General features: G+C 62.6%; 22 protein-coding genes. 12 read left to right on the top strand and 10 right to left on the bottom strand.

What is annotated here, in order from left to right; translation table 11 throughout:
* Positions 1 to 3 precede the first annotated feature (3 nt).
* The 10 genes from G559_RS0114500 (at position 4) to G559_RS0114455 (ending at position 10,781) form a co-directional block, all read left to right on the top strand.
* Positions 4 to 1,272 carry an MFS transporter gene (locus tag G559_RS0114500; RefSeq protein ID WP_028628916.1) on the top strand — a complete coding sequence of 423 codons (1,269 nt, stop codon included), beginning with the start codon at positions 4 to 6 and terminating at the stop codon, positions 1,270 to 1,272.
* A gap of 22 nt (positions 1,273 to 1,294) precedes the next feature.
* Positions 1,295 to 1,615 carry a 2Fe-2S iron-sulfur cluster-binding protein gene (locus tag G559_RS0114495; RefSeq protein WP_028628915.1) on the top strand — a complete coding sequence of 107 codons (321 nt, stop codon included), beginning with the start codon at positions 1,295 to 1,297 and terminating at the stop codon, positions 1,613 to 1,615.
* 13 nt (positions 1,616 to 1,628) lie between these two features.
* Positions 1,629 to 2,864 (top strand): NAD(P)/FAD-dependent oxidoreductase, encoded by a 1,236-nt coding sequence (locus tag G559_RS0114490; RefSeq protein WP_028628914.1) that lies wholly within the window; start codon positions 1,629 to 1,631, stop codon positions 2,862 to 2,864.
* A 143-nt stretch (positions 2,865 to 3,007) separates the two neighbouring features.
* Positions 3,008 to 4,183 (top strand): MFS transporter, encoded by a 1,176-nt coding sequence (locus tag G559_RS0114485; RefSeq protein ID WP_028628913.1) that lies wholly within the window; start codon positions 3,008 to 3,010, stop codon positions 4,181 to 4,183.
* A gap of 315 nt (positions 4,184 to 4,498) precedes the next feature.
* The gene (locus G559_RS0114480) at positions 4,499 to 5,896 is read left to right on the top strand and encodes an aromatic ring-hydroxylating dioxygenase subunit alpha (RefSeq protein WP_028628912.1); all 1,398 of its coding nucleotides are present in this window, start codon (positions 4,499 to 4,501) and stop codon (positions 5,894 to 5,896) included.
* Positions 5,897 to 5,963: 67 nt separating this feature from the next.
* A complete protein-coding gene (locus G559_RS0114475; protein ID WP_028628911.1) occupies positions 5,964 to 6,539 on the top strand; it encodes a 3-phenylpropionate/cinnamic acid dioxygenase subunit beta in 576 nt (191 codons plus the stop codon).
* A gap of 38 nt (positions 6,540 to 6,577) precedes the next feature.
* Complete coding sequence (locus G559_RS0114470; protein ID WP_028628910.1) at positions 6,578 to 7,885, top strand: amidohydrolase family protein; 1,308 nt, start codon at positions 6,578 to 6,580, stop codon at positions 7,883 to 7,885.
* 69 nt (positions 7,886 to 7,954) lie between these two features.
* Positions 7,955 to 8,869 carry a VOC family protein gene (locus G559_RS0114465; protein ID WP_028628909.1) on the top strand — a complete coding sequence of 305 codons (915 nt, stop codon included), beginning with the start codon at positions 7,955 to 7,957 and terminating at the stop codon, positions 8,867 to 8,869.
* Between the two features lie 63 nt (positions 8,870 to 8,932).
* The gene (locus tag G559_RS0114460; protein WP_028628908.1) at positions 8,933 to 10,516 is read left to right on the top strand and encodes a phytoene desaturase family protein; all 1,584 of its coding nucleotides are present in this window, start codon (positions 8,933 to 8,935) and stop codon (positions 10,514 to 10,516) included.
* Positions 10,517 to 10,541: 25 nt separating this feature from the next.
* On the top strand, positions 10,542 to 10,781 hold the full coding sequence (locus G559_RS0114455) for a hypothetical protein (RefSeq protein WP_028628907.1): 240 nt from the start codon (positions 10,542 to 10,544) through the stop codon (positions 10,779 to 10,781).
* A gap of 202 nt (positions 10,782 to 10,983) precedes the next feature.
* Here G559_RS0114455 and G559_RS0114450 read toward each other — a convergent pair whose 3' ends face one another.
* The 5 genes from G559_RS0114450 to G559_RS0114430 all read right to left on the bottom strand — a co-directional run bounded on the left by G559_RS0114450 (position 10,984) and on the right by G559_RS0114430 (position 15,963).
* Positions 10,984 to 11,334, bottom strand: coding sequence for a hypothetical protein (locus G559_RS0114450; RefSeq protein ID WP_028628906.1), 351 nt, complete (start codon positions 11,332 to 11,334; stop codon positions 10,984 to 10,986).
* A 57-nt stretch (positions 11,335 to 11,391) separates the two neighbouring features.
* The gene (locus G559_RS0114445) at positions 11,392 to 12,666 is read right to left on the bottom strand and encodes an MFS transporter (RefSeq protein WP_028628905.1); all 1,275 of its coding nucleotides are present in this window, start codon (positions 12,664 to 12,666) and stop codon (positions 11,392 to 11,394) included.
* Positions 12,667 to 12,718: 52 nt separating this feature from the next.
* On the bottom strand, positions 12,719 to 13,507 hold the full coding sequence (locus G559_RS0114440; protein ID WP_028628904.1) for an SDR family NAD(P)-dependent oxidoreductase: 789 nt from the start codon (positions 13,505 to 13,507) through the stop codon (positions 12,719 to 12,721).
* A gap of 84 nt (positions 13,508 to 13,591) precedes the next feature.
* Positions 13,592 to 14,623 carry a hypothetical protein gene (locus G559_RS0114435; RefSeq protein WP_028628903.1) on the bottom strand — a complete coding sequence of 344 codons (1,032 nt, stop codon included), beginning with the start codon at positions 14,621 to 14,623 and terminating at the stop codon, positions 13,592 to 13,594.
* A gap of 59 nt (positions 14,624 to 14,682) precedes the next feature.
* Positions 14,683 to 15,963 (bottom strand): cytochrome P450, encoded by a 1,281-nt coding sequence (locus G559_RS0114430; protein ID WP_028628902.1) that lies wholly within the window; start codon positions 15,961 to 15,963, stop codon positions 14,683 to 14,685.
* 264 nt (positions 15,964 to 16,227) lie between these two features.
* Here G559_RS0114430 and G559_RS0114425 point away from each other — a divergent pair, with 264 nt between their 5' ends.
* A complete protein-coding gene (locus tag G559_RS0114425; RefSeq protein WP_028628901.1) occupies positions 16,228 to 16,863 on the top strand; it encodes a TetR/AcrR family transcriptional regulator in 636 nt (211 codons plus the stop codon).
* A 35-nt stretch (positions 16,864 to 16,898) separates the two neighbouring features.
* Here the strand turns inward: G559_RS0114425 and G559_RS0114420 are convergent, their stop codons facing one another.
* Positions 16,899 to 18,494 carry a phytoene desaturase family protein gene (locus G559_RS0114420; RefSeq protein ID WP_028628900.1) on the bottom strand — a complete coding sequence of 532 codons (1,596 nt, stop codon included), beginning with the start codon at positions 18,492 to 18,494 and terminating at the stop codon, positions 16,899 to 16,901.
* A gap of 338 nt (positions 18,495 to 18,832) precedes the next feature.
* Here G559_RS0114420 and G559_RS0114415 point away from each other — a divergent pair, with 338 nt between their 5' ends.
* Positions 18,833 to 20,059: a multidrug effflux MFS transporter gene (locus G559_RS0114415; protein ID WP_028628899.1), complete on the top strand. Its 1,227-nt coding sequence runs from the start codon at positions 18,833 to 18,835 to the stop codon at positions 20,057 to 20,059.
* Between the two features lie 30 nt (positions 20,060 to 20,089).
* Here the strand turns inward: G559_RS0114415 and G559_RS0114410 are convergent, their stop codons facing one another.
* The 4 genes from G559_RS0114410 to G559_RS29000 form a co-directional block, all read right to left on the bottom strand.
* Positions 20,090 to 20,908 (bottom strand): SDR family NAD(P)-dependent oxidoreductase, encoded by an 819-nt coding sequence (locus G559_RS0114410; protein WP_028628898.1) that lies wholly within the window; start codon positions 20,906 to 20,908, stop codon positions 20,090 to 20,092.
* A 37-nt stretch (positions 20,909 to 20,945) separates the two neighbouring features.
* Positions 20,946 to 21,758 (bottom strand): enoyl-CoA hydratase/isomerase family protein, encoded by an 813-nt coding sequence (locus G559_RS0114405; protein ID WP_028628897.1) that lies wholly within the window; start codon positions 21,756 to 21,758, stop codon positions 20,946 to 20,948.
* The gene (locus G559_RS0114400; protein ID WP_028628896.1) at positions 21,755 to 22,726 is read right to left on the bottom strand and encodes a VOC family protein; all 972 of its coding nucleotides are present in this window, start codon (positions 22,724 to 22,726) and stop codon (positions 21,755 to 21,757) included. Before G559_RS0114400 ends, G559_RS0114405 begins: the two co-directional genes overlap by 4 nt.
* Positions 22,727 to 22,806: 80 nt before the next feature.
* The gene (locus tag G559_RS29000) at positions 22,807 to 25,308 is read right to left on the bottom strand and encodes an efflux RND transporter permease subunit (protein WP_036997430.1); all 2,502 of its coding nucleotides are present in this window, start codon (positions 25,306 to 25,308) and stop codon (positions 22,807 to 22,809) included.

Below are 25,308 nucleotides of genomic sequence, written 5' to 3'. Positions count from 1 at the left end.
ACCATGCCTTCCTCCCAGAATGAAGCGGCAATCGACTTCAGTGAGTTCCGCCGCGGATGGCGAATCCTCTTGCTCTCCGTAGTCGGCGTTGCCATTAGTATCAATGCGGCCCTGCTCTACGGCTTTGGCACCCTGGTTGTGCCACTGGAACAGGCGTTCGGCTGGAACAAGAGCGAATTGCAGGCGGCAATCACATTCCTGTTCGGCGGCGCGGTGGTTTCTCTGCAACTGGTCGGATGGTTCAACCTGCGCTATGGCATGAAGCGCATGACAGTCATTTCGCTGGTCCTGCTCTCGCTGGGTTACCTGGGTACCACCCAGCTTAGTGGCTCCGTCTGGTCGCTCTACCTGGCCTTTGCCATCCTGCCATTGATCGGCATGGGCGCATTGGCGGTGACCTGGACCCAGTTGCTCAGCCTCTGGTACGACCGCAATCGCGGGCTAGCCCTTGCCATCGGCCTGTCCGGTACCGGCCTGACCGCCGCGATCATCCCGAGGCTGATGTCCTGGGGCATCGAGCAGTGGGACTGGCGCGCCACCTTCATCATCCTCGCCCTGCTCAACCTCCTGGTACTGCTACCGGTGACCCTGCTGTGGTTCAAGATCTCCGACGGCGCCGGCAAGCGTGGCCAGGACGACACCAGCGCGCTGCTGGAACTACCCGGTCTGAGCTTTCGCGAAGGGATGAGCTCGACCAAATTCTGGACATGCAACCTGGCCCTGGCGCTGGTGATTTCTTCGATAGTCGGCATGGTCACCAGTACCGTGCCCATGCTGCAGGCCAGGGGGCTTTCGGCCGCCGAGGCCAACCTGATCTTCAGCGGATTCGGCATCGCGCTGATCTTCGGTCGCATGCTCATCGGCTACCTACTCGACCGTCTCTGGCCACCAGCAGTGGCTGCCTTCAGCCTGGCCCTGCCGGCCATCGGCTGCCTTATCTATCTCGGCAGCACTATCGAGTTCGGCCCATTGCTGCTGGCAGCTGTTTTGGTCGGCTTCGGCGCCGGCGCCGAGTTCGACATCGCCGCCTTCCTGGTCGCCCGCTATTTCGGCCTGCGCGAGTACGGCCGTCTGTTCGGTGTGCACCAGGGTCTGAACACCGTGGCTTCAGCCCTCGCACCGCTGCTGTTCGCCCTCCTGCTCAGTCGTACCGGCACCTACTCGGCAATGCTGGTGTACTGCCTCGCCTGCAGTCTTGTCGGCCCCCTACTGTTGCTTACCCTGGGTCGCGTCCCTCGCTTCGCCTCCACACCGCTCGCTGCCCATTCCTGACCTGACTCCCTAGGAGAAGACCATGCCCACATTGACCTTCATTGAGCACAACGGTACCGAGCACAAGGTGTCCGCAGACATTGGCCAATCGGTGATGCAGGCCGCCACCTTCGCCTCCGTTCCCGGCATCCCTGCGGACTGCGGCGGAGCCTGTGCCTGCGCCACCTGCCACGCCTACGTCGACGAGGGGTGGCTGGCGCGCCTCCCGGCTCCGGACAGCACCGAAAACGACATGCTCGACTGCGCCTTCGAGCGCCGCGATACCAGCCGCCTGACCTGCCAGGTGTTCATTACCGAAGAACTCGACGGCCTGGTGCTGCACCTGCCCGCGTCGCAATTCTGAAGAAGAGGTTCCCATGTCACTCGCCTCAGTAGTCATCGTCGGTGCTGGCCAAGCCGGCTTCCAGGTTGCAGCCTCACTGCGTCTGGAGGGATACGACGGAAGCATCACCCTGATCGGCGACGAGCCTGGCCTTCCCTACCAGCGCCCACCGCTGTCCAAGGCCTACCTGCTCGGTAAGATCAACGAGAACGCCCTGCTGTTTCGTCCAACCGAGTTCTTCACCACCCAGCGCATCGAGTTGATCCACGACCAGGCGACGGCCATCGACCGGCAGAACCGCCGAGTTCTGCTCGCCTCCGGCGAGGCGGCCGCCTACGATCACCTGGTACTGGCCACCGGCGCGCACAACCGTCCGCTGCCAGTACCCGGTGCCGAGTTGCAAGGCGTATTCGGCGTCAAGACCAAGCAGGATGCCGATGCACTCGCCCCACTGGTGAAAGAGGTACGCAACGTGGTGGTGGTCGGCGCCGGCTTCATCGGCCTGGAATTCGCTGCGGTGGCCGCCGAACTGGGCGCCAGCGTGCACGTGCTGGAACTCGGCGATCGGCCGATGGCGCGTGCCGTGTCGACGGAGATGTCCCAACTGTTCCGCCAGGCGCACGAGGCCTGGGGGGTGAAGTTCGACTTCCGCCAGGGCCTGACCCGCATCGAAGGTGACAATGGCAAGGTAAGCGCGGTGGAAACCTCGGACGGTCGCAAACTACCGGCCGACCTGGTGGTCTTTGGCATCGGCGTGATCCCCAACACCCAACTGGCCAACGAAGCGGGCCTAGCCATCGAGAACGGCATCCGCGTGGACGCCAACCTGCTGAGCTCCGACCCGCACATCTCCGCTATCGGCGACGTCGCCTGCTTCCCCTGCCTGCAGAACGGCGAGCGTCCGACCCGCCTCGAATCCGTGCAGAACGCCGTCGACCAGGCCCGCAACGTGGCCGCCCGCCTGCTCGGCAAACCGGCCCCGTACAGTGCGCTGCCCTGGTTCTGGACCGACCAGGGCAACCTCAAGCTGCAGATCGCCGGGCTTTCCACCGGCTACGACAGCACCGTCACCCTCGGCTCACCGGAAACCCACCAGCTCTCTGTGCTGTGCTTCCGCAACGACCAGTTGATCGCGGTGGAATCCTGCAACCGCCCAGGGGACCACATGGCCGCGCGCAAGATCCTCTCTCGCCCACCCATGCTGACCGCTGCCGAGGCCGCCGCCGAGGGCTTCGAGCTCAAGGCTTGGGAAGCCGCCAACCGCGACTGACCACCCGGCGCCGCGCCCACTCCCGGGCGCGGCCTCGGCCCGGGCGCCGGGTGCCCAGCCCCACGTCGTTACCCGCCTCGCCAACCCCGGCCCCCTGGGCGCCGGGTCTTCGCCGACTCCGCGTCCGCACAAGGCGACATGCCATGAACGCCCGAAGCCAATCGCTCCCCACCGGCCTATCGATCATCTCGATCGTCTGCTTCAATTTCATCTCCTTCATCAGCAACGGACTGCCGCTGGCCGTGCTGCCTGGCCATGTGCTGAACACCCTGGGTTTCGGCAGCGCGGTGGCCGGCCTGGTGATCGGCACGCAATACCTGACGACCCTGCTGTCGCGTCCACTGGCTGGCCAGCTTGCCGACCGCTTTGGCGCCAAATGCACGGTGATAGCGGGGCTGGCCGTGCTGACGAGCAGCGGCCTGTTAACGGCGCTGGCGTTCGTCCTGCCGGCTTCCCCCTGGATCAGCCTGGCGCTGCTGATGGCCGGGCGCATCCCCCAGGGCCTCTCTTCGGCCCTGATCTCCACGCCCTGCTGTACCTGGGCCATCGGCCTGTACGGCACGGCACGCACCGCGCAGGTCATGTCCTGGAACGGCATCGCCGCCTATGGCGGCACCGCCATCGGCGCCCCGCTCGGCGTACTGATGCGGGATCACCTGGGGCTCGCCGGCATCGGTATGGGAATCACCCTGCTCGGCTTCCCGACCCTGCTGTTCGCCCAGACCCGTCGCCCCGCGCCCTTGCTGTCGGGCGTGCGGCTGCCGTTCCGCAGCGTTTTCCTCGCCGCGCTGCCCAACGGCCTGGCCGTCGCCTGCAGTTCGGTGGGCTTCGGCAGCCTGACCGCCTTCATCGCCCTGTACTTCGACAACCAGGGCTGGGCCAACGCGGCCTATTGCCTGAGCGCCTTCGGCGTCGCCTTCATCTTCGCCAGGCTGGCCTCGCCCAATGCGCTGTCACGCTTCGGCGGCTACCCAGTGGTCGCGGCCTGCATGGCGGTGCAGACACTCGGCCTGCTGCTCGTCTGGCTGGCGCCTTCGCCCCTGGTGGCCATCCTCGGCTCGGCACTGACCGGCCTGGGCGTTTCCTGGGTCTATCCGGGGCTGGCGGTGGAAACCCTGGCGCACACGCCGGAGGCCAACCGCAACTCGGCCCTGAGCACGCTTTCGCTGTTCTTCGACCTGGCGGTGGGGCTGGCTGGCCCGCTGATGGGGCTGGTGGCTGCCACCCTCGGCCTGCCGTGGATCTTCTTCTGCTCGGCCCTGCTGTCGTCCATCGGTTTCTCCCTCGTGCTACACCTCCGGCGGCGCCTTTCCCGCTAAACCGGCCACGGCGGCGGCCAGAGGGAAAATTGGACAATTTCACCGACATTGTCCACTACATCCGCACGCGTCCCTCCTAGGCACGCCGACAAGGGCTCCCGCCAACGTGCCGCGCCTCCCACTAAAAGCTCCATTCCAAAGGCCATAAAGCCCATCTATCGGCATTTTTAACGCATGCAATCAGCGGTCTCCGGACACCGAGTATTCGTTGATCTAGATCAATTCACAGCATCTTTCCTGGGCAGATAATCGGTCGCAAATGAACACAACTGCGCTTTTTGTTCATATAAAAGAAAACAAGAACGGAGATCGAGCATGACCAGTTACACGAATCCGGCATTAAGCGACGGCACGAGAATCTCGGACCTTATAGACTTGGAAAACCGTGAAGTGAAGATGCGGACGCTGTCCGACCCCGAACTCTACAACCTGGAAATGAAGAAGATCTTCGCCAGGACGTGGGTGTTCCTAGGCCACGAAACCGAAATCCCAAACAAGGGCGATTACGTCGTCCGCGACATGGGCTCGGACTCGGTGATCGTCGCCCGCTCCGGCGACAACCAGATCTATGTCTCCCTGAACGTCTGCCCGCACCGCGGCATGAAAATATCCACCCTCGACGGCGGAAACGCGTCCACCCACCTGTGCATCTACCATGGCTGGGCCTTCAAGCCCAATGGCGACTTCATCGGCGCGCCGGTGGAGAAGGAGTGCATGCACGGTAAGACCCGCACGAAAGAAGAGCTAGGCCTGAAGAAAGCGCGCGTGACGATCTACGGCGGCCTGATATTCGCCACCTGGAACATCGATGGCCCGTCCTTCGAGGACTTCCTCGGCGAGGCCAAGTGGTACTTCGACACTCTCTGGTGTCGCACCACCGCCGGCATGGAAGTGCTCGGCCCGCCCCAGCGCTTCGTCATCCGCGCCAATTGGAAGACCGCCTGCGAGCAGTCGGCCTCCGACGGCTTCCACACCCTGACCCTGCACCGCTGGCTGGGCGAGGTCGGCCCCTACGCCAAGAAGCCGGACGCCGAGGGCAAGGGTGGCGACCTGACCCCCGAGATGTACGGCGCCGAAGTGTGGACCGAGCACGGCCACACCATGCGCTGCATTGAACTGGACCGCAAGATCCGCCGCCTCACCGGCAAGGACCCAGCCACCCTGAGCGCTGCGGAGAAACTCACCCTGCTGCCGCCGTCCGGCATCACCAAGGAGATGGTGCCGGAATTGCTCAAGCGCTTCAGCGACGAGCAATTGCACCTGATGAGTTCCCACCCGCCACAGGTCGGCAACTTCTTCCCCAACGGCCTATTCGAATTCATCTACCTGCCCCAGCCAGACGGCACCGTGCTCGGCGCCATGGCGCTGCACGCCTATGTGCCCAAGGGCCCGGACAAGCTGGAGTTCATCAACTGGATCCTCGCCGAGAAGGACACCCCGCCGGAAATCAAGGCGCGCATGCTGCGCCAGTCGATCCAGCTGCTCGGCACCTCCGGGATGGTCGAGCAGGACGACTCCGACACCTGGCCGCATCAGACCATCGTCGCCAAAGGCGCGATGAGCCAGGACATCACCCTCAAGTACCAGGCGCTCTATGAGACCGGCAAGCCCGCCGGTTGGCCGGGACCGGGCAACGTTGGCGAAGGCTTCACCAAGGACGATACCCAGTGGCAATGGTGGCTGTACTGGCACGACCTGATGACCGCCGCCTGAACCGCCGACCGTCCCGTCGTCCGTGCATTTGTGCCGGACGCCATGCACAGCATTCTGGAGAAACGCCATGAACGAATTGCAGCGCCTGCTCGAACCCACCCCACTGCCGCCGACCGACCGCGCCAAGCGCGTTTCTAGCGGTAACCCGCTGCACCACGAGATCCTCGACTTCCTCCACGACGAGGCCGAGTTGCTCGACACCCTGCAGCTGCGCCAATGGGGCGAGTCCCTGGCCCAGGACATCGAGTACAACCTGCCGATCCGCCTAACCCGTCCGGTGCGCCAGCAGGCGCAGACCGTGGTGCGCACCGTGCAGCACATGCACGATAACTACGGCTCGCTGATGGTGAGGATAATGCGCATCACCGACACCAAGAGCGCCTGGGGCGAGGACCCGCCCTCGCGCACCAAGCGCCTAGTCAGCAACGTCCGTGTGTTCGGCACCGACAAAGCTGACGAATACAAGGTGCTGAGCTACATGCTGGTGACCCGCAGCCGCTTCGACTTCGACTACTTCGACCTGATCCCCTGCGAGCGCCACGACCTCCTACGCCGTGAGGGCGGGCAGCTGAAGCTGGCGCGCCGCGAGGTGATCGTCGACCAGACGGTGATCGGCACACCGAACCTCGGCATCTTCTTCTGACCACAGCGGTGTTCGAACTACATCAAGGGAGAACGACAATGAAACTCGAAGACATGATCCTCGTCAGCGTGGACGACCACGCCATCGAACCGGCCGGCGCCTTCGACCGCCACATGCCGGAACGCTTCAAGGGCCGACAGCCGCGCGTCGAGCAGCACAACGGACGCGACGTCTGGGTGTTCGAAGGCCAGGCCACCGGCTACATGGGCCTCAACTCGGTGGTCGGCCGACCCAAGGAGGAGTACGGCATGGAGCCGCTGGGCTACGAACACATGCGCCGCGGCACCTGGGACATCAAGGCGCGCGTCGACGACATGAGCGCCAACGGCGTGCTCGGCTCGATCTGCTTCCCGACCTTCCCCGGCTTCGCCGGCCAGCGCTTCCAGAACCACCCGAACCGCGACGTCTCCCTGGCCGCCATTCAGGCCTACAACGACTGGCACCTGCACGATTGGTGCAACGCCGCACCGGGGCGCTTCATCCCGCTGATGCTGGTGCCGTGGTGGGACATGCAGGCCGCCGCCGCGGAAGTCGCGCGCCTGGCGAAACTCGGCGTGCATGCCGTGTCGTTCTCCGACAACCCGGCGCTCCACGGCTTCCCGTCAATCCACAGCGACTACTGGGACCCACTGTGGAAGGCCTGCGCCGACAACAACGTGGTGATCTGCTGCCACATCGGTACCGGCATCAAGGCCAACCACGCCTCAGACCTGTCGCCGATCGATGCCTGGATCACCTCCATGCCGATTTCCATCGCCAACTCGGCGGCCGACTGGATCTGGGCGCCGATGTGGAAGAAATTCCCCAACCTGCGCATGGCCCTGTCCGAAGGCGGCATCGGGTGGATCCCCTACCTGCTGGAGCGTGCCGACTTCACCCACCGCCACCACCACGCCTGGACCAACGCCAACTTTGGCGGCAAGAAGCCCAGCGACATTTTCCGCAAGCACTTCATCACCTGCTTTATCGAGGATGATTTCGGCCTGCGCAACCTGCCGGACGTGGGCGAGGACATGGTCACCTGGGAATGCGACTACCCGCACTCCGACTGCACCTGGCCGCACTCGCCGGAAGTCGCCTGGGAAAGCCTCAAGCGCCTGCCCAAGGAGACCATCGACAAGGTCACCCACCTCAACGCCATGCGCGAGTTCTCCTACGATCCGTTCGCCCTCCTCGGCCGCGAGAACTGCACAGTCGGCGCCCTGCGCGCCCAAGCCGCGCACGTCAGCACCGAGCCGGCGCTGGGCATGGGCGGCGCCGTGCCCAGGCGCGAGAAAGGCAAGCCGGTGACCTCCGGTGACATCAATGCGATGTTCGCACAAGCGGACGCCCAGACCGCGTTGTAAGCAAGGCCATGACAACCCTTCCGGCGGACGGCCGGGAGGTCCGGCTCAAGACAACAACAAGAGGCCATCATGGATATCATCGGCATCGGCTACATGGGCTTCGAAAGCCCGAACTTGGAAGCCTGGCGCGAGTACGCGCCGCAGGTGCTCGGCCTGGGACAGGGCAACGCCCCGCTGGGCGACCCCGACTCCCTGTACCTGCGCAGCGACGACCGCCGCCACCGCATCACCTTCCACCCCGGCCCCGTCGACCGCATCGCCTACATCGGCTGGGAAGCGCGCGGGCGGCAAGCCTTCGACGCTGCGGTGGCGCGCTTCCGCGACGCAGGCGTCGTTCTGGAGGTTGGCGACGCCGCCCGCTGCGAGATACGCGGCGTGCGCGAACTGGTGAGCTTCCGCTGTCCGGCGGGCTACCGGCACGAACTGTTCTACGCGCAAAAATGGACGCCACGCTCGTTCGTCCCCGGCCGTCCGCACGGCGGCTTCGTCACCGACGAGCGCGGCGTCGGCCACATCGTCCTGATTACGCCGGATTACGGCCCAGAACTGGAAGCCTTCTTTATCGACCTGATGGGCTTCCACTGGTACGGCGCCGGCAAGGGCCGCACCGGCTTCTTCCGCGCCAAGCTCAACGACAAGACCAGCCACGACATTGCCTTCGGCCACGCTCCCGGCATGAAAGGCGTGCAGCACATCGGACTGTTCGTCAAGAGCCTGTGCGACCTCGGCGAAACATACGACATCGTACGCAAGCGCGAGCTGCCGATGCAGATGACCCTCGGCCAGCACAGCCAGGACCCGCACGTCTCCTTCTACCATTTCAGCCCGTCCGGCTTCGCTGTGGAGTGCATCCACGAACTGGAGCCCTGGCACCACGACGGCTTCGAGCTGAACCCCGAGCAACTGAGCATCTGGGGCCACGAGCGGGTCGGGCCGATTCTCGGGCCGAGCGTCATGCCCCTGGAGCAATACCCCAACAACTAAACCGCCGCGCCGCCATGGGCGGCGTGGCAACCCGACTAACATCGACAGAAAAAGGATAAGAAGATGAGCAAGACTTATGACATCGTCATCGCCGGCGGCGGCCACAACGGTCTGGTCGCCGCCTGCTACCTGGCCAAGGCCGGGTGGAGTGTGTGCGTGGTAGAGAAGAACGACAAGGTCGGCGGCGGCGTGATGACCCGCGAGCTGACCGTGCCCGGCTTCAAGCACGACGTCTGCTCGGTCGCGCACACCCTGCTGCAGGCCAACCCGCTGCTGCGCAACGACGAACTGGAGCTGAAAGCGAAGTTCGGCCTGAAGTACATCAACCCCGACAAGATGACCGCGATCTTCTACGACGACGGCAGCACCCTGGAGTTCTACACCGACCTGGAGCGCACCTGCGAGGCCATTGCCAAGTTCTCCGAGCGTGACGCCGACGCCTACCGCCGCTTCAACCATCAGGTGTTCCAGAACCTCGACATGCTGGTCATGGGCATGTTCAACACGCCGCCGAGCGCCTCGCACCAGGCGCTGATGATGGAGCAGAGCCAGGTCGGCCAGGAACTGATGCGCACCCAGGCGATGAGCGCCTGGGACTACATCAGCGAATGGTTCGAGAACGACAAGGTCAAGATCGCCCTGGCCCGCTACGCCTCCGAGGCGATGATGAACCCGTTCGACAACGGCACCGGCTTCGGCTTCTACATCATCCTGCCGCTCATGCACCGCTACGGCGTGGGCATCCCGGTCGGCGGCTCCGGCGCCTTCGCCGACGCCCTGCGCGCCTGCCTGGAACACCACGGTGGCGAGGTGCGCACCGAGGCGCCGGTCAAACAGTTCAAGATCGAAGGCGGCAAGGCGACCGGCGTGATCCTCGAAAGCGGCGAAGAGATACTGGCCCGCAAAGGCGTGATCTCCACCCTGCACGCCAAGCAGGTATTCCCCGCCATGGTCCCCGGCCGCGAACTGCCCGAGGGCTTCGAGCAGCGCATCCGCACCCTCAAGCACAGCAGCTTCCAGCCGTTCAACATGCACGTCGCGCTGCACGAGGCGCCGCGCTACAAGGTCGGCCCGGCGGTGGACGACTTCTTCTGGGTGGAGCGCTCGCACTCCGATCCAGAGGAGTTCGCCCGCGCCTTCCGCGACCTAGAGTACGGCATCCCACGCCGCGACTTCATCGCCTACGTGACCCAGGACACCTACGACAAGACCCGCGCGCCGGAAGGCAAGCGTGTGCTCAACATGTACGCCTTCTGCCCCTACAACCTCAAGGGTGGCGCCCAGCGCTGGGACGAGATCGGCGAAGAGGTGGCCCACGCCTTCCTCGACGACCTGCGCAAGCTCACCACCAACATGGACGACGGCAACATCATCGGCTTCTCGTGGATGACCCCGCTGGACATCGAGCGCCACAACAACGCCATGATCGGCGCCGACATCCTGCACTTCGGGTCCTACTCCTGGCAGATCGCCGGCAACCGTCCCGCCCCCGGCTACGCCCAGTACAAGTCGCCGGTGGAGGGCCTGTACCTGGCCGGCGCCAGCACCCACCCCGGCGGCGGCGTCACCGCAGCCTCCGGACGCAACGTGGCCCGCGTGCTGTTGGAGGAATCCGGCCTGGACTTCGACGAACTGGTCGGCGCTTGACCCCCCTTGCAGGAGCGATCGCAGCATGAAGATGTTCAGCAAGGAAGGCGTGGAGATGGTGGACGTCAAGTCCATCACGCGGGATGGCGAGCAACTGGTCATCAAGGGCAAGGTCATGGGCGCCATGAGCACCACCATCCTGGTCAACCCGGAAGACTGCTGGCAGGCCGCCCGGCTGCTCGGTATCAGCGTGATCCTGCGCCTGCCGCAGATTCTGCTCAAGGGATGGCTAGCCGCGCGCAGGAAGGCCCGGGGTAACGGCTGACCGCAGTGCAGGTGGGGCGCGACCACCGTCGCGCCCCACGTTGCCCCTCCCGGGGGCGTGTACGCGGCGCTCAACCCCGGAAAGCGCAGTGCACGGGCTGTACGTAAGCATTCCGAGGCTGATATCCATGTAGCGGCGACTTCAGCCGAGCTGCCGGGGGAGCGCTATGCACTCCTTTGCGGCTGAAGCCGCACCTACTCCCTCACGCCTTGATGAAGTAGCGCACCCACAACCTACCGCTCTGGAAACGGTACAGCTCGATGGTCTCGATACCGCCGCTGCCGTCGCGCAGCGCGTTGCGATGGTGGCAGGCGGCTTCCTCGCCGTTGATAATGGTTTCCTTGACCTCCACGCGGAAGCGCGGCTGCTGGTTTTCCCACATTCCTTCAAGGATCTGCCAGGGATCGGTCGGCAGCGGCCGGCCGACGTACTCGATACTCAGACCGGCAGGCGACACCCGACGGTAATGCTCGAAGAATCCCTCCTTGTCGCCGTTGTTCCAGCATTCGATCTGGCCATGCAGGAAATGCTCGATGGCTTCTTGCGCATTCATTGATTTCTCCTCGTTTTCCATGGGCGAGTCAGTCCCGCCGGATTTGTGCACACTCGCTCAGGTGAGCTGTTGCTGGACCGCGACTGCCGCAGCCGGCCGTAACCAGAGCAGAATCGACGGGCCGATGACGGAGCAGACCAGGCAACACAGCAGCACCGCCGAATAGCCGTCGTAGGCCTCGTAGAGGTAGCCGAAGAACACCGGCATCATCCCCGAGACGATGGTGATCAGCGCCAGGTGCAGGCCGAAGATCCGCGCGTATTCGCGCAGCCCGAAATAACGCGCCATGAGAAACGCCGCCAAGTCGAACTCAGCGCCGGCGCTGGCGCCGATGCATAGCGTGGCAAGCACCAGCAGCGCCGTACCCTGCATACCGCCGAACAGGAAGATCGCACAACCGATGGCCGGCAACGCCAGGCTGATCACCGTGACCAGGATCGGCGGGTAGCGGTCCAGCAGATAGCCCACCAGCAAGCGCCCGGCGATGATGGAAATGCCGAAACTACTGAAAATCTGGCTCGCGGCCTGGGCGGAAAGCCCCTTGCCCTGCAGCATCGGCACGATGTTGGTGACCATGCCGACGGTCAGGCACACCGAGAGGATCAGCGCGACGTTGAAACTCCAGTAGACCGGCGAGCGCAGCGCCTGATGGAAACTGAAACCGTCCCCTTGCGCCAGCGCCTCGCTCCCCGTCAGCGACGCCGGCCCGACCTCGGTCGGCAAGCGCATCCACAACAACGCCATTGGCAAGGTGAACAGCAGCGGCATCGTCGCCAGGGTGAAGAAGCCTGCCTGCCAGCCGAACAGAACGATCATCCTGGCCAGCAGTGGCGGCAACACCACCGCCATCATTCCGGTGCCGCAGAGAATGACCGCCAGGGCCAGGCCACGGTTGCGCTCGAACCACAGGTTGATCAGTTGCGTCCAGGTGATGGCGATGGTTCCGGCGCAAACCAGCGGCATGGCAAAGAACGCCAGGTATAACCAGCCGATGGAATGCTCAATCCGGGTGATCGCCGTATATCCGATCACCTGCAGCACGATCGAGACGATTGCCACCCGGCGCAAACCGAAGCGGCGATACAACGGACCGACCAGCTGAGTGGAGATCGCCACACCGGCGAACAGGAAGGTGATTGACGCCTGCAGTTCGCCCCGGCTCCAACCAAAGGCCTGCTCGAGGGGAATGACCAGGGTGCCGAAACCGTAGAGCAGGCCCGCGCTGATGCTAGTGCAGATGCCGACGAGGCCGAGTAGCAGGATGCGCCAGCCGCGCTTGAACTCGGCGAGGTCAATGGCGGCCCGCTCGCGCGAAGTGGATGTATCGGACATGCGAGGACTCCTATTTCGGCCCGCCGTGCCAGTCGGGCCGTACTTTTCGGGCTCAATGTCCCTTGAGGATTTCTTCGACCTTCGGCATGGCCACCATGGTGGCGCCCCCGTCAACCAGCAGCGAGGTGCCGGTAATGTAGGAGGCCTCGTTGGAGGTCAGGAACATCGCGGCGGCGGCGATATCGGCCGACTGCCCCAGACGTGGCACGGGGAAGTGTCCGGCCAGACGGTGCGGCACTTCCTCGCCCAGAGACTCGAACATATGGTCCGTGCCGATCAGCCCCGGCTCGATCACGTTGACCAGGATGCTCAACGCGCCGAACTCTACGGCCAGCCCACGGGCAAAGGCGTTCATGAACGCCTTGCTGGAACTGTAGGGGATCAGCGTTGGCGTGTACTTGCGATTGGCCTCACCGGAGGAGATGAATATGACCCGGCCCTTGTCGCTCGCTCTGGACAGGTAGGGGGCGCAATCCTTGGCGAGCCAGAACAGCGACTGGATGTTACTGCGCACCAGATGATCGAAAGTGTCGTCTGTCATCTCGCTAATCAACCCGCGCGCCGTATCGGCGGCGCAATGCACCAGGATGTCCAGCGCGCCAAAGCGTTCCATGCCACCCTCGACCATCGCCTTGACCGCCGCTCGGTCGGCGATGTCGCCGCCGACTAGATGGGCCTCGCCGCCCAGCGCCGTGATCTGCGCGACGGTTTCCTCGCCATAACGTGGCGTGCGTGCGGACACGACCACTCTGGCCCCCTCCTGCGCATAGGCCAGGGCAATGGCGCGCCCCATGCCACGCCCGGCGCCGGTGACCAGCACCACTTTATCTTTGAACCTCATCGCCTGCTTCCTCTGGTCTTGTTCTTGTTCTTGTTCGGAAAAACTCCCTCGGCAAACAAGCCGCGGGAAGCTCGTCAGGTTGGGTCAGAGATCCCGGCCCGGCACGTTACGCGCCGAACCGTTGCGCCGGTCGGACTCGCCCCAGCCCAGCCAATGCGACGGCTCGCGGGTATCACCGACCCGGCGCCAGCGCCCCTCCTGTTGCGCGGTGATCGGGAAGCCGCCGACGAAGTCGATCATTTCGCCCTTGGGGTCGGGGAGGAACTCCCACTCTTCCTTGCCGTCGAGCACGATCCGCGCCGACTCCAGGAAATAGCTGCCGTCCTTGTGCCGGGCCTGCCCCTCGATATCGGTGGTGACGCGCACCTCGCCCTTGTCGTTGCTGAAGATCGCGTAGCCCAGGTGGTCGTGACCAACCATGAAGGAGCCGGCATCCCAACTTCCGTCCTTGTACACGGTGCAGAACGACCACCACAGGACATGCTTGTTGTTGTTGACCACCAGGTCCTTCTTGAAGTGGATCGCGCCGCCCTCAGCCATGTAGAACTGGTCGAGCGCCATCGCCCCCTTCACTGGTCTGCCTTCGCAGACGCCGGCCAGCTCCCAGAGCTGCGACACATAGAAGGTGCCCCATTCCACCCCCGGCAGATACCACTGCAGGCCAGGGCCGAGCAGGCGACCCTCCAGCTGGAACAAGCCATCCTCCCGCCAGGTCAAGCGTTCGCTGTTGGCGGTGATCTCCCAGCCGTTGCCGGCCTCGCCGGGCTGGTTAGTCCAGCGCACGGTGTCGCCGTCTAGAGTCTGCACCGGCATCGGCGTCAACGCCTGGAGGGCCATCTTCTCGTGGTCCATGCGTAGGTTGACGCCGTCGACATGGTTATTCAGGTAGAAGAACTTGGTCGGGTTCGGCGTGCCGCCCGGGGCCAGCAGAGAACGCACGAACGAATAGATGTTGCCGTCCTCGTCACGCACTGAGCCGAACGGCGCGGACTTGCTCAGTTGCAGCCCAAAGAAGCCGCGGCTGCCGCCCATCGCAGCGCCGGTGACCTGGTGCGGGCCAACCAGCTGCTGGAAGCCGAAATCGCCGCGCTCTGGAATCGTTTTGAACGCTCTCATGAAAATCGCCTCTTGTCGTTATTGTCGAAATGCACGTAAGGCAAGGGGGATATCGATGCTCAGTCCCAGATCACCGGGAGCGACGCGGTGCCACGCAACTGCGCGCCCTCGATGACAGGAGCAGGTTGTGTTGGGTCGAGGCGGATATTGGGGAGCAGATCGAGGATGGCGTTGATCGAGCAATTAATCTCGACCTTGGCGATGAACTGGCCGATGCACATGTGCGGGCCGAAACCGAAGCCGAAGGAAGGCTTGAGCTTGCGGTCGATGTCGAACACATCGGGATTCTCGAAGGCGTCCTCGTCACGATTGGCGGACACCACCATGCACTGAACGAAGGAGCCCTTGGGAATCTTCACGCCATGGAACTCCACGTCCTTTGCCGTCTCACGCACCTTGAAGGTGGCCACCGGTTCGTAGCGCGCAGTTTCGTCCATCAACTTGGGAATCAGCGAGCGGTCTGCCTTCACTCGCTCCAGCAGACCCGGCGTGGTGAGCAGCAGAGCCATCACCGAACCGAACATCCGCGTGGTGGTTTCACCAGCAGCGGGTAGCAACGAACGGGTGAATGTGATCACCTCGTGATCGTCCAGGGTGCGACCTTCGAATTCGGCACGCAGCAGACGACCAACCACGTCGTCGCCTTGACTGCCCTCGGCGCGGCGGCGCACCACAACCTCCTGGATAGCGTCATACAGCCCCTTGACCGCGATACCGGCCTGTTTACGGGCCTCCTCCATCTTAGCCGGGTCGATCTGGTTGCCGCCGACCATGGCCAGAGCCCAGGCAGCGTACTGCTTATATTTCGAAGGGTCGTCCGAGGGGAATCCCATCAGGGCGTACATGATGCGGATCGGCAACTCCAGACCGAACTCCATCAGGTCGGCCTTCTTCTGCGGCACCAGAGGCTTGAGGAATTCCTCACGGATCAACTCGTCGATCTGCCCACGCCACTTGTTCACGCTCTCAGGCATGAAGGCCGGCTGCAGCAAGGCGCGGACCTTGCGGTGCGGCTCACCGTCCATGGCCAGGATCACGAGGCCGTCGAAGAAGGCCCCCAGGCCCTCGGCGATGAAACCACTGGTGAAGGTATTGCCGTCGCGCAGCACGGCCATTACGTCCTGGTACTTGAACAGAGCGAAAGTCGGTCGGGTACCCTGCTGAACACCGGCATTGGTCGGGACACCAAACTGGGCGATGAAGTCTCCTTCATAGATTGGTGACTTCAGCCGCTGTTCGCGACATACGGCATGAATGTCCAGATCGGTGCCGCGATATGTTTCGGAGACTGCGGAGTAGTTTTTCTTAAGATCTACGGCAGAAGCGCTATTGGTGCTCATGAGATTCAACACTCTGTGGAATTGTTGTTGTCGAAGTCGACCGACGCCGGCACGACGACAGGCCATCAGCATCGCGGGGCGAGGGTCTCGCTGCGATACTTCATTTGGAAACACGCCGGCTTGCTCGCCTGGCCGCAAGTAGCGGTATCCTTTCGGAATCACCGACTTGGGATACTAACGGGCTGCTTTTTTTCCGCGACTCGATTCGTTTTACCCAAGGTCAAACGAAGTACGTCGGCACATCGCTGCCATAAGGGGACCAGAGTGAAAACTCCTGCGCAGAACGAACCCGGAAAACGCAATACGATCCGACGCCTGATCGAGGCGGCTCGCCTAGAGTTCGCGGAGAAGGGACTTGCAGGCGTGCGTATGGAGGAGCTTGCCCGCGAGGCGGGGATCACCAAGCAGTTGATCTATCACTACTACGGCTCCAAGGAAGGGTTGTTCGTCGCTGTGCTGGACGAGTGCTCCGAGCGTGTCATGTCCGAGTTGGTGGAGCTGGATATCGATTCGTTACCTCCGACGCAAGCCATGCGCAGGATGCTCAACCACTTCTTCGACCAGTATCGTCATGACCCGCTTCTCGGCGCCCTGGCCTTGGAGGGCATCCACTACCACGACACCCATCAGACCCCACGCAATCGTTTCCTGGAGCTGACACCGACGCTTATCGACAAGCTCGACTGCATTCTCCGCCGCGGTGCCGAGGCTGGGGACTTTAAGGCTGGGATCAACCCCCGACTGTTTCTCGCCACCGCCGCGCTGGTCACCACCGGTTGGTTCACCAACCGCTATTCGATGTCGGCGCTGGCAGGGCTGGACACCGCCTCCGAGGAAGGCATGACTACCTGGCGCCAGCATTCCGCGGATTTCATACTCGCCAGCATTGCGCAGAGGTAAACGACCGCGCCGGCTGATGCCGGCACGCCCGCCGTCTATTTTCCTCCGGTTTTCGCCAGGTAGCGCTTCACTCGGCTGGCCGCGAGCCGCCCGGCCATACCGTTGACGCCGCCGCCCGGGTGGATGCCGGCGCTACCGAGGTACAGCCCCTCGACCGGCAACGTGTCGCCGCCGAGCCCATAGGCTGGACGCATGGCGCTGGAACGCATGGATGTGGTGTCGATATGCACCACACAGCCGTTCACCGTATTCAGGCGGGCAGTGAAGTCCGGCGCCGCCTCGATCCAGCGGCCAATCACATGCCCCTGGATACCCTCGACGTATTCGGACAGCTGCTCGACCACCAGGTCGGCCACCCGCTCCCTGAGCGCGTCCCAGCCCTCGCGCGGGGCGACCGGCATCACCGGCGGATAGATGTAGAGCACGTCCTGTCCCGGCGGCGCCTGCGAAGGGTCCACCGAATTGGGTGCAACCATGGTGATATACGGCAAGCGCGGCACTTCGCCACGGGCGCTGGCGGCGAAGTTCTCCAACACCGCCTCCTCCGTGCCGATCATCAGACAGGCCTTGCGCAGATCGACACCGTCGCCCCTGGCGGCCTCGAAACGGGGCACGGAAATCTGCCCGTCGAGCGCTAAGTCGACCTTCAACGGCCCCGAGCCCCTGGCGTTGGCCGGCGCCAGGGCGATGCGGGTCAGCAGGTTCCTCGGCATTTCCCCGGTGCTAACCATCTCTAGCGCCACCTTTGGGTGGCAGCCGGCGATGACCGCACGTGCTGTGAACTCACGCCCGTCGGCCAGCCTGACGCCCCGGACCTTGCCTTGGCTGGCGAGGATTTCGCCGACGCGGGCAGAGGTCATGACGTGGCCACCCAGCTCTTCCAGACGCGCGCGCATGGCATTGCTTAGCTGCTGCATGCCGCCAATCACTCGGCCAACACCGAAGCGGTGGAGGAAACCAAGCAGGGCGTAATAGATGCCGCCACCGTCAGCGCTGATGTCGCCGGCCAGGCCGGTCAGCGCGCACATAGCGGAAATGGTCACCGGGTGCTCAAAGCGCTCACGCGCGGCCTGGTGGGCGGAACCAGTCATAAGCGCCATCAGCTCAGGCTTCAGTTTGCGATGCTTGAGCGCGGTGCCCACCACCTTCAGCTTGGTCATAAGGTTGGTACGCGCCGGGTCGACTCGCATCATCGGTAGGGCAATGTCGAGGAACAGGTCGACGACCTTCATGAAGTCGAGGAACGCCTCGGCGTCCTTCGCGCTGTAGCGACGGATTTCCGCAGCCGTCCGTTGCCTATCGCGCCAAAACACCAGCGAGGTACCGTCGGGATGCAGGTAGACGTAGCCCGGCGACAGCTCGATCGACTTGAAGCCATGCCGCTCGAGCTCCAACTCACGGGGCACATGGGCATGCACACGCATGGACATCATATCCATGGCGCAGGGGTGCACTAGATGCTGGGGCGCGTCGGGAATCAGGTAGCCCGACGAAGCCATGCCGCCAACCTTGTCCAGCGCCTCGAGCACCAGCACCCTCTTGCCATCCATCCCCAGGTAGCAGCCGGCCGAAAGACCGTTGGTGCCGCCACCGACGATTATCACATCGAAATCTGTGTTGTAGTTGTTCATGGGTTGATTGTTCTTGTTCGTCGCTGTTTATGGTGAGTTTCAGACGGCCTCGGGAAACCTGTCGTCAGGCCGCTACGCCTTGCTCGCAATCGGACGGCGAACGGCCCAAGGCCATGCCAGCCGGTCTGGCAGCCCACCGGGAATGCCACGCTAGCAATAACCGCCTGCGAACAGTTGGGCAGTCGTTTTACCGTCGGTAAAAGAATTCACCACGCTCCGACCTTGCGCCGCATGGCGAAGCATGTCCGGAATTAATTTAGACACTTTCATTATTTTTGTCTAAAATATTCAAAACCCGCCACCTGGCACCTGCCACGGTCAACGACGGAAGGCTTCCCTTGATTTCCCCCGCCACGGCAAGACTCCTGCCCATCCTCCTTGCCGGCCTGGCGATGCTGGGTCCGTTCACCATCAACATCTACATGCCCTCCTTCGCGCAGATGGAGGCGGTGTTCGACGTGACGGACATCGAGCTGCAGATCACCCTATCCCTGTATTTTGCCGCGTTCGCCTTCATGTCGCTCTGGCATGGCGCCCTCTCCGACAGCCTGGGACGGCGGCCGGTGGTGATCGCCGGGCTGGCGGCCTTCGTCCTGGCATCCCTGGGCGCCGCCTTCGCCACGCGCATCGAGCAGATATATGTCTGCCGGGTGTTGCAGGGTCTTTCCGCCGGCGCCGGCATCGTCGTCGGCCGGGCCGTGATCCGCGACCTCTACACGGGCGCCGCCGCGCAGCGCCTCTATGCGCTAGTGGTCATGCTGTTCGCGCTGGCCCCCGCCGTAGGGCCGGCGTTGGGCGGCTGGCTACAGGTCTGGATGGGCTGGCGCGCGAACTTCGGTTTGCTGACGGCGATGGGCCTGACCTTGTTGGCCATGGTGATCTTCCACCTTCCGGAAACTCTGCCGCCCAGCGAGCGCCAGCCTTTCTCGGGCAGGGCCCTGCTGGCGGGCTACCGGCAGGTGCTGTCGAACGTCCCGTTCATGCTCTGGGCGGTCACCTTCGCCCTGATGTTCGCCGGCTTCTTCATCTACGTGCTGTCCGCCCCAGTGTTCCTGGCGCGTCACCTGAGGCTGGAGGAAACCGATTTCATCTGGCTGTTCGGTCCGGCTACTGCAGGCATGATGCTGGGCTCCCACCTGTCCGGTCACTTCGCGCAGCGCTGGTCGGCCAGGCGGTACCTGGCAACTGGGTTCGCCATTATGACGATGGCCAGCCTGTGGAATCTCGCCTTGTGCCGCTGGGCGCCCGCGACATCCGGCTGGTACCTACCCTATCTGTTCGTCTATACACTCGGCATGGCACTGGTCCAGCCCACCATCGTGCTGGCGGGGCTGGATTGCGTACCGCAATGGCGGGGGTTGGGATCGTCGCTGCAACTGTTCATCCAGACCGGGTTCAATGCCGTGCTGGCGGCGGTCATCGCACCGTTCTTCTGGCACACCCCGCTGCTGCTCGCGTCCGGCGCAGCGCTGGCCCTGGCCTTGTCGCTGGGCGGCGTCACCCTGGCCTGGATACTAGCCGGCCGGGCCAACGCTGCATCCCGGGCCCCGCACAGCGGCCACTGAAGCCTGCGGGGCGTGGGGCCACCCCGCCAATCACATGCTATTGCGGCCCATCTGCTCGAACAGCGTGCGCACCGCCACTAGCGAAGGGGTGTGGCTGCTAAAGCCACCGTCGGCCACAAGCGTTGTCCCGGTGACGAACGAAGACTCGTCGGAGGCCAGAAAGGCCACAACGTCAGCAATCTGCCGCGGGGTGCCGAGCTCCGGCGTACAGTGATTGTCGCGCATGATGTCCAGCAAGGCCTCAGGCAAAGGGTGCTGCGGCGCCAATCCGATCTGCACGGCGTTACCACGAATACCGCGTTTGCCGTACTGGGCTGCCACCAGCTTCGGCAGCATCATCAGCGCGGCCTTGGAAGTAGCATACGCCGATAACGACATATCACCCTGCATACCTAGACCGGACGTAGCAAAGATCACTGAGCCTTTGCTCTGCTCAAGCATCACCGGAATTACATGCTTGGTGCATAGCACCGCGCCGCGCAAGTTAACTGCCATTGCCCTATCCCATGCCACCATGTCGAGGTTGCAGAGATCGCGGTCGCGCTGACGCTGCTCGGCATCCAGCACCGCAGCGTTGTTGTGCAATACATCGATGCGACCGAATCGCTCCTTGACCCGCGCAACCATCGCATGCACGTCTTCCTCCGATGAAACATCGGTACGGATACTCAGTGCCTGACTGCCTATCGAGCGCAAAGATTCCGCCACTGACTCCGCAGCATCGCCGTTGATATCGACCACTGCAATGCTAGCCCCGTGTGAGGCTAGTACCCGAGCGCATTCGGCGCCCAGACCGCCGCCGGAGCCTGTGATGATGGCAACCCGCCCCGCAAGCTTTCCTGTACTCATGAAACTGCTCTCTTTCGTGACTTAGGAGGAGTAGATGCTATTCGCCGGTGAAACGCGGCTCACGGCGCTCGCTGAATGCTAACGCAGCTTCCTTCACGTCCTTGGTCGGCGCCAGCAGAGCGAACAGATCGAGCTCCAGGTTCAGACCGCTTTTCAGATCCATCTCCAAGGATGCGCGAGCCGCCTGCTTGACGAATGCAGAGGCCGCCGGAGGCTTGCTGGCAATTCGCAAAGCGAAGGCAGCCACTTCGGAGAGAAGGGATTCCGCAGAGCCGGCCAAGCGGCTCACCAAGCCAATCTGCCGCGCCTCCTCGGCATTCATCCGGTCACCAGTCAGCAGCATGTCCAGTGCCCGTCCAGGCGCGACGACTCGCGATAGGCGCTGAGTACCACCACCACCAGGAATCAGGCCAAGTCCGGTTTCTGGCAGTGCAAAGATCGCGTTCGGCGCGGCGAAACGAATATCGCAGGCCAATGCCAGCTCCAGACCGCCCCCCATACAGTACCCGTGGATCGCCGCGATGATGGGCTTGGCCACCGAATCCAACGACTCGATCCAGCGTGATCCTTCCATCCGCTGACGGACCTGCAGAGAAGATTCAACACCGCGACGCTCTTTGATATCAGCGCCGGCGCAAAACCCACGCTCTCCTTCCCCACGGATAACAATGACCCGTACCTGAGGATCTTTGTCGAGTTGTGCCAGCGCCTGAGGTACACCCTGCCGGACGCTATCGTTGATCGCGTTAATCTGCCCGGGTCGGGTTAACACAATCCATCCCACGGCAGCGTCACGTTCAATGCGCACCGCTTCGTTGATGATGTGAGGAAGAGAATCGATGGCACTCATGCGGTGCACTCCTCAAACTCAACGACCTGACCGTCCAATTCTTTCGGATCGATCTTGATCAAGGACTTACCTCCAACCGCCTCGGACGACTCGATCCATTCAAAGGCAGTACCGCGCGCGCGCAGGTCCTCGGCCTTGGCAGCCAGGTCGTTGACGCCGATGCGGATGTAGTACGGGCCCGGTCCCCAATTGTTCAGGTAGTGGCCAGCGTCAGTGTTCCAGTAAGTCGCTTCGATCACATCTAGCGTCGCGCTGTTGGCCACCGTGAAACCCATGCGCGCACGGCGATAGCCTTCTTCGCGCAGATGCTCTACCGGGCCGCTGGGTTCCCAGTCGAGGTTGGCGGAAACCTTGCGCAAGGTCTCATCCAGATCGCGTACCAGGAAGCCGCGGGCGGTAACCCGTACCATACCACCCGGCGCCAAGTCGCGCGGCTGGGCCGGTGGCAGGGCGTAGGTTTCCGGGGGCATCTGCAGTGGCTCAGTCTCCATGATCTCGATGCACAGGCCGCCATCAACCGAGGGCTGATAGTACGGCTTCTCCGGCGTAGCACCGAGCCACAGGCGATCGAAGGGCATCTCCGGAGTACGCTGAGCCATGCGGAACGGCAGACGGCGGCGCATCAACTTGTCCACCAGTACGGCAAACTTCTCACGGTGCAGGGCAAGGACAATGGAGTGAGTGATCATCGGCCGGTGATGTCCCTGGTAGTCCTTGAGGCTTTCCAGGAAGTCGTGGAAGAGCGGATCACCGGGATTCGGTTTATCGAGGTGCCACTGAGGTTCAATACGTGTCGGAGCTACCGCTAATGACTTATGCACACGCAGGAAGTGCGCGATGTAGGGATGGTTATCGAACGCCTGACGCCAGCGCTCGTGCTTGTAGACACCGAGCTTGTCTACCAGCTTCTCCGTCATCCCATCAGGATCCGGAACCATCATGTCGGCACTCATCAATAATTCGAACATCTGACTTCCCTCCAATTGCTAGCCACGGCACAAGCCCGACCAACGAGATCGGCTGATGCCTTCGTCTGTACGTTGGTTTACTAATGTGCGGTGACGGCCTGGGTATTCACTCGCTTGCCCTGCTCCAAGGAGCCTGCGACCTTCTCGCCTTGCGTAGCTTCGGGCGATGCGGCACTGGTCTTGGGATTGAGCAGGAAGTGGGACAATGCGGGAATCAATACCAGCGCCCCGAGCATGTTCCAGAGGAACATGAAGGTCAGCAGTATCCCCATGTCGGCCTGGAACTTGATGGGCGACCAGGCCCAAGTGACGACGCCCGCGGCCATAGTCAGACCAATGAGCGCCACAACCCTGCCCGTAAAATCGAGCGAGCGCCGGTAAGCCACGGCCAGGCTGCCGCCACGCTCCTGGACAGCCAACTGCACGCTGAGCAAATAGAGCGCGTAGTCGACGCCGACTCCAACGCCTACTGCAATAACTGGCAATGTGGCCACCTTCAAGCCAATACCTAGCCAGACCATCAGCGCCTTGCAGATAATTGTGGTCATAAGGAGCGGAATCAGTGCGACAACAGTGGCGCGCCAACTGCGGAAGGTCAGCAGGCAAAGCAGCGCCGTGGCACCGTATACCGCGAGATACATGGTGACGATGCCCTTCTCAACCTCAATGTTGGTCGCAGCCTCGATGCCGGCGTTACCGGCAGCCAGAAGGAACTCCAGCGGCTGCTCAGATCCCGCGGCGGTATTGTGTTGCGTGGCGAAATCTTCGGTGACCTTGAGCACCCGGTTAAGCGTGTCGGCCTTATGATCCGCCAGATACGCAATAAGCGGAGTCACTGAGCACTTCTGATTAGTGATACCTGGTGCCGAAATCATTGCGGCATCCACCGACGAGTTGGTGATCGCCTGATCACGACTGATGGCCAGCCACTTACCACTACCCTCAGCCATCCCCGCAGTGATGAAGCGCACGGTTTCGGCAAGTGAGTTAGTGGTCTGTACACCCTCGGTCTGACGCAACTGCCAAGCCAGTTTGTCCATTGTTTGCAATGACTGGTAAAGACGGCAGCTGTCTTCGTTGGTTTTCATAATCACTACGAACTGATCGCTGGAAAGCCCGTAGTGGGTGGTGATGTAAGCGTTGTCACGGTTATAGCGTGACTCTGGGCGTAGCTCCGGAGCACCCGGATCGAGGTCACCAACCTTGAGATCCAGCATGACCACGCTGCCAACCGCAGTAACGATTAGAGATAGTCCGATCACTACTGTCGCCCAACGGCGCTCAGTAAATCGATCGAGACCATGCCAGACATGCCCCAGGAAACCGCGATTCTCCTCATCAGCGCGATCCTTCTCGATAGCGATGCGCGCAGCCTTTTTGCTTACTCCGATATAGGAGAGTGCCACGGGAATAAGCAGCAGCTTGGTGAAGATCAACACGGCCACACCAATGCTGGTTGTCAGCGCGAGATCACGAATCACTGGAATATCGATGATCACCAGAACCGCGAATCCAACGATATTGCACAGCAGGGCCGTCAGCCCTGTGAGGAACAGGCGGCGAAAGGTATAGCGCGCGGCGACATACTTGTGTGTACCGCGACCGATGTCCTGCAGGATCCCATTCATCTTCTGGGTGCCATGGGATACGCCTATGGCGAAGATCAGGAACGGCACCAAAATCGAGTAAGGGTCCAGTTCATAGCCGAGCAACTGCATCAGGCCGAGCAGCCAGACCACGCCTGCTACGGCAATGCCGACTAGCAGCAGAGTACTTCTCAGGCAGCGGGTATAGAGATAAACGAACACTGCGGCGATGATCACAGAAGCGCCAAAGAACAGCATGACGGCGTAGAGACCGTCGATCAGATCACCAACCAGCTTACTGAAGCCGACGATGTGGATACCAATCTTGTCGCTCTCCATTGAGCGCAACTGCTCTTCAAGCTGCCTGGAGAACTCACCATAGTTGAGCGGCTCCCCAGTTTGAGGATTGGTATCTAGCAGTGGCGCGACTATCATGCTGGAGCGGCCGTCATTGGCCACTAGGCCTCCGATGATGCCGGCGCGAGCAATATTACGGCGCAAGGCACTGATCGAGGCTTCGCTCCCGTCGTAGTCGGCTGGCATCACAGCACCACCCTCGACGCCCTCCTCCGTCACCTCTTTCCAGCGAACGATGGGCATCCACAGCGACTTCATCCACGACCGGTCGACGCCGGGAATTAGATAGAGCGTGTCGTTGACTTTCTGTAAGGCAAGCAGGTAGTCCGGGTTGTAGATATCACCTTGCTTGTTCTCGACCACCACGCGAATGCTATTGCCCAATCCCGGCAGCTCGCTCTTGTAGGCCAGATAATTCTTGATGTAGGGGCTGGAGCTCGGAATCATCTTCTCGAAGCTGGCATTGACCTGCAGTCGGGTCGCGAAGAAACCGAGCACCACCGTAGCGAGCAAACAGGCAACGATCACCAGAATACGGTTGTTAAAGATCACCCGTTCAAAGAGCCCGCCGGACGACATGTCAAAGTCCTTGAGGTCCGGAACCACCGGCATTCCGCTGTTGTATTTCTGCTCTACCAT

Origin of the sequence: Metapseudomonas resinovorans DSM 21078 (assembly GCF_000423545.1) — a bacterium.
GTDB lineage: Bacteria > Pseudomonadota > Gammaproteobacteria > Pseudomonadales > Pseudomonadaceae > Metapseudomonas > Metapseudomonas resinovorans.
Note: the sequence above shows the minus strand (reverse complement) of the source record. Positions and strands in the feature narration are given on the sequence as shown.

Coding starts and splice junctions, on each gene's coding strand:
- G559_RS0114500 (WP_028628916.1), top strand. CDS start 4: ATGCCTTCCTCCCAGAATGAAGCGGCAATCGACTTCAGTGAGTTCCGC.
- G559_RS0114495 (WP_028628915.1), top strand. CDS start 1,295: ATGCCCACATTGACCTTCATTGAGCACAACGGTACCGAGCACAAGGTG.
- G559_RS0114490 (WP_028628914.1), top strand. CDS start 1,629: ATGTCACTCGCCTCAGTAGTCATCGTCGGTGCTGGCCAAGCCGGCTTC.
- G559_RS0114485 (WP_028628913.1), top strand. CDS start 3,008: ATGAACGCCCGAAGCCAATCGCTCCCCACCGGCCTATCGATCATCTCG.
- G559_RS0114480 (WP_028628912.1), top strand. CDS start 4,499: ATGACCAGTTACACGAATCCGGCATTAAGCGACGGCACGAGAATCTCG.
- G559_RS0114475 (WP_028628911.1), top strand. CDS start 5,964: ATGAACGAATTGCAGCGCCTGCTCGAACCCACCCCACTGCCGCCGACC.
- G559_RS0114470 (WP_028628910.1), top strand. CDS start 6,578: ATGAAACTCGAAGACATGATCCTCGTCAGCGTGGACGACCACGCCATC.
- G559_RS0114465 (WP_028628909.1), top strand. CDS start 7,955: ATGGATATCATCGGCATCGGCTACATGGGCTTCGAAAGCCCGAACTTG.
- G559_RS0114460 (WP_028628908.1), top strand. CDS start 8,933: ATGAGCAAGACTTATGACATCGTCATCGCCGGCGGCGGCCACAACGGT.
- G559_RS0114455 (WP_028628907.1), top strand. CDS start 10,542: ATGAAGATGTTCAGCAAGGAAGGCGTGGAGATGGTGGACGTCAAGTCC.
- G559_RS0114450 (WP_028628906.1), bottom strand. CDS start 11,334: ATGAATGCGCAAGAAGCCATCGAGCATTTCCTGCATGGCCAGATCGAA.
- G559_RS0114445 (WP_028628905.1), bottom strand. CDS start 12,666: ATGTCCGATACATCCACTTCGCGCGAGCGGGCCGCCATTGACCTCGCC.
- G559_RS0114440 (WP_028628904.1), bottom strand. CDS start 13,507: ATGAGGTTCAAAGATAAAGTGGTGCTGGTCACCGGCGCCGGGCGTGGC.
- G559_RS0114435 (WP_028628903.1), bottom strand. CDS start 14,623: ATGAGAGCGTTCAAAACGATTCCAGAGCGCGGCGATTTCGGCTTCCAG.
- G559_RS0114430 (WP_028628902.1), bottom strand. CDS start 15,963: ATGAGCACCAATAGCGCTTCTGCCGTAGATCTTAAGAAAAACTACTCC.
- G559_RS0114420 (WP_028628900.1), bottom strand. CDS start 18,494: ATGAACAACTACAACACAGATTTCGATGTGATAATCGTCGGTGGCGGC.
- G559_RS0114410 (WP_028628898.1), bottom strand. CDS start 20,908: ATGAGTACAGGAAAGCTTGCGGGGCGGGTTGCCATCATCACAGGCTCC.
- G559_RS0114405 (WP_028628897.1), bottom strand. CDS start 21,758: ATGAGTGCCATCGATTCTCTTCCTCACATCATCAACGAAGCGGTGCGC.
- G559_RS0114400 (WP_028628896.1), bottom strand. CDS start 22,726: ATGTTCGAATTATTGATGAGTGCCGACATGATGGTTCCGGATCCTGAT.
- G559_RS29000 (WP_036997430.1), bottom strand. CDS start 25,308: ATGGTAGAGCAGAAATACAACAGCGGAATGCCGGTGGTTCCGGACCTC.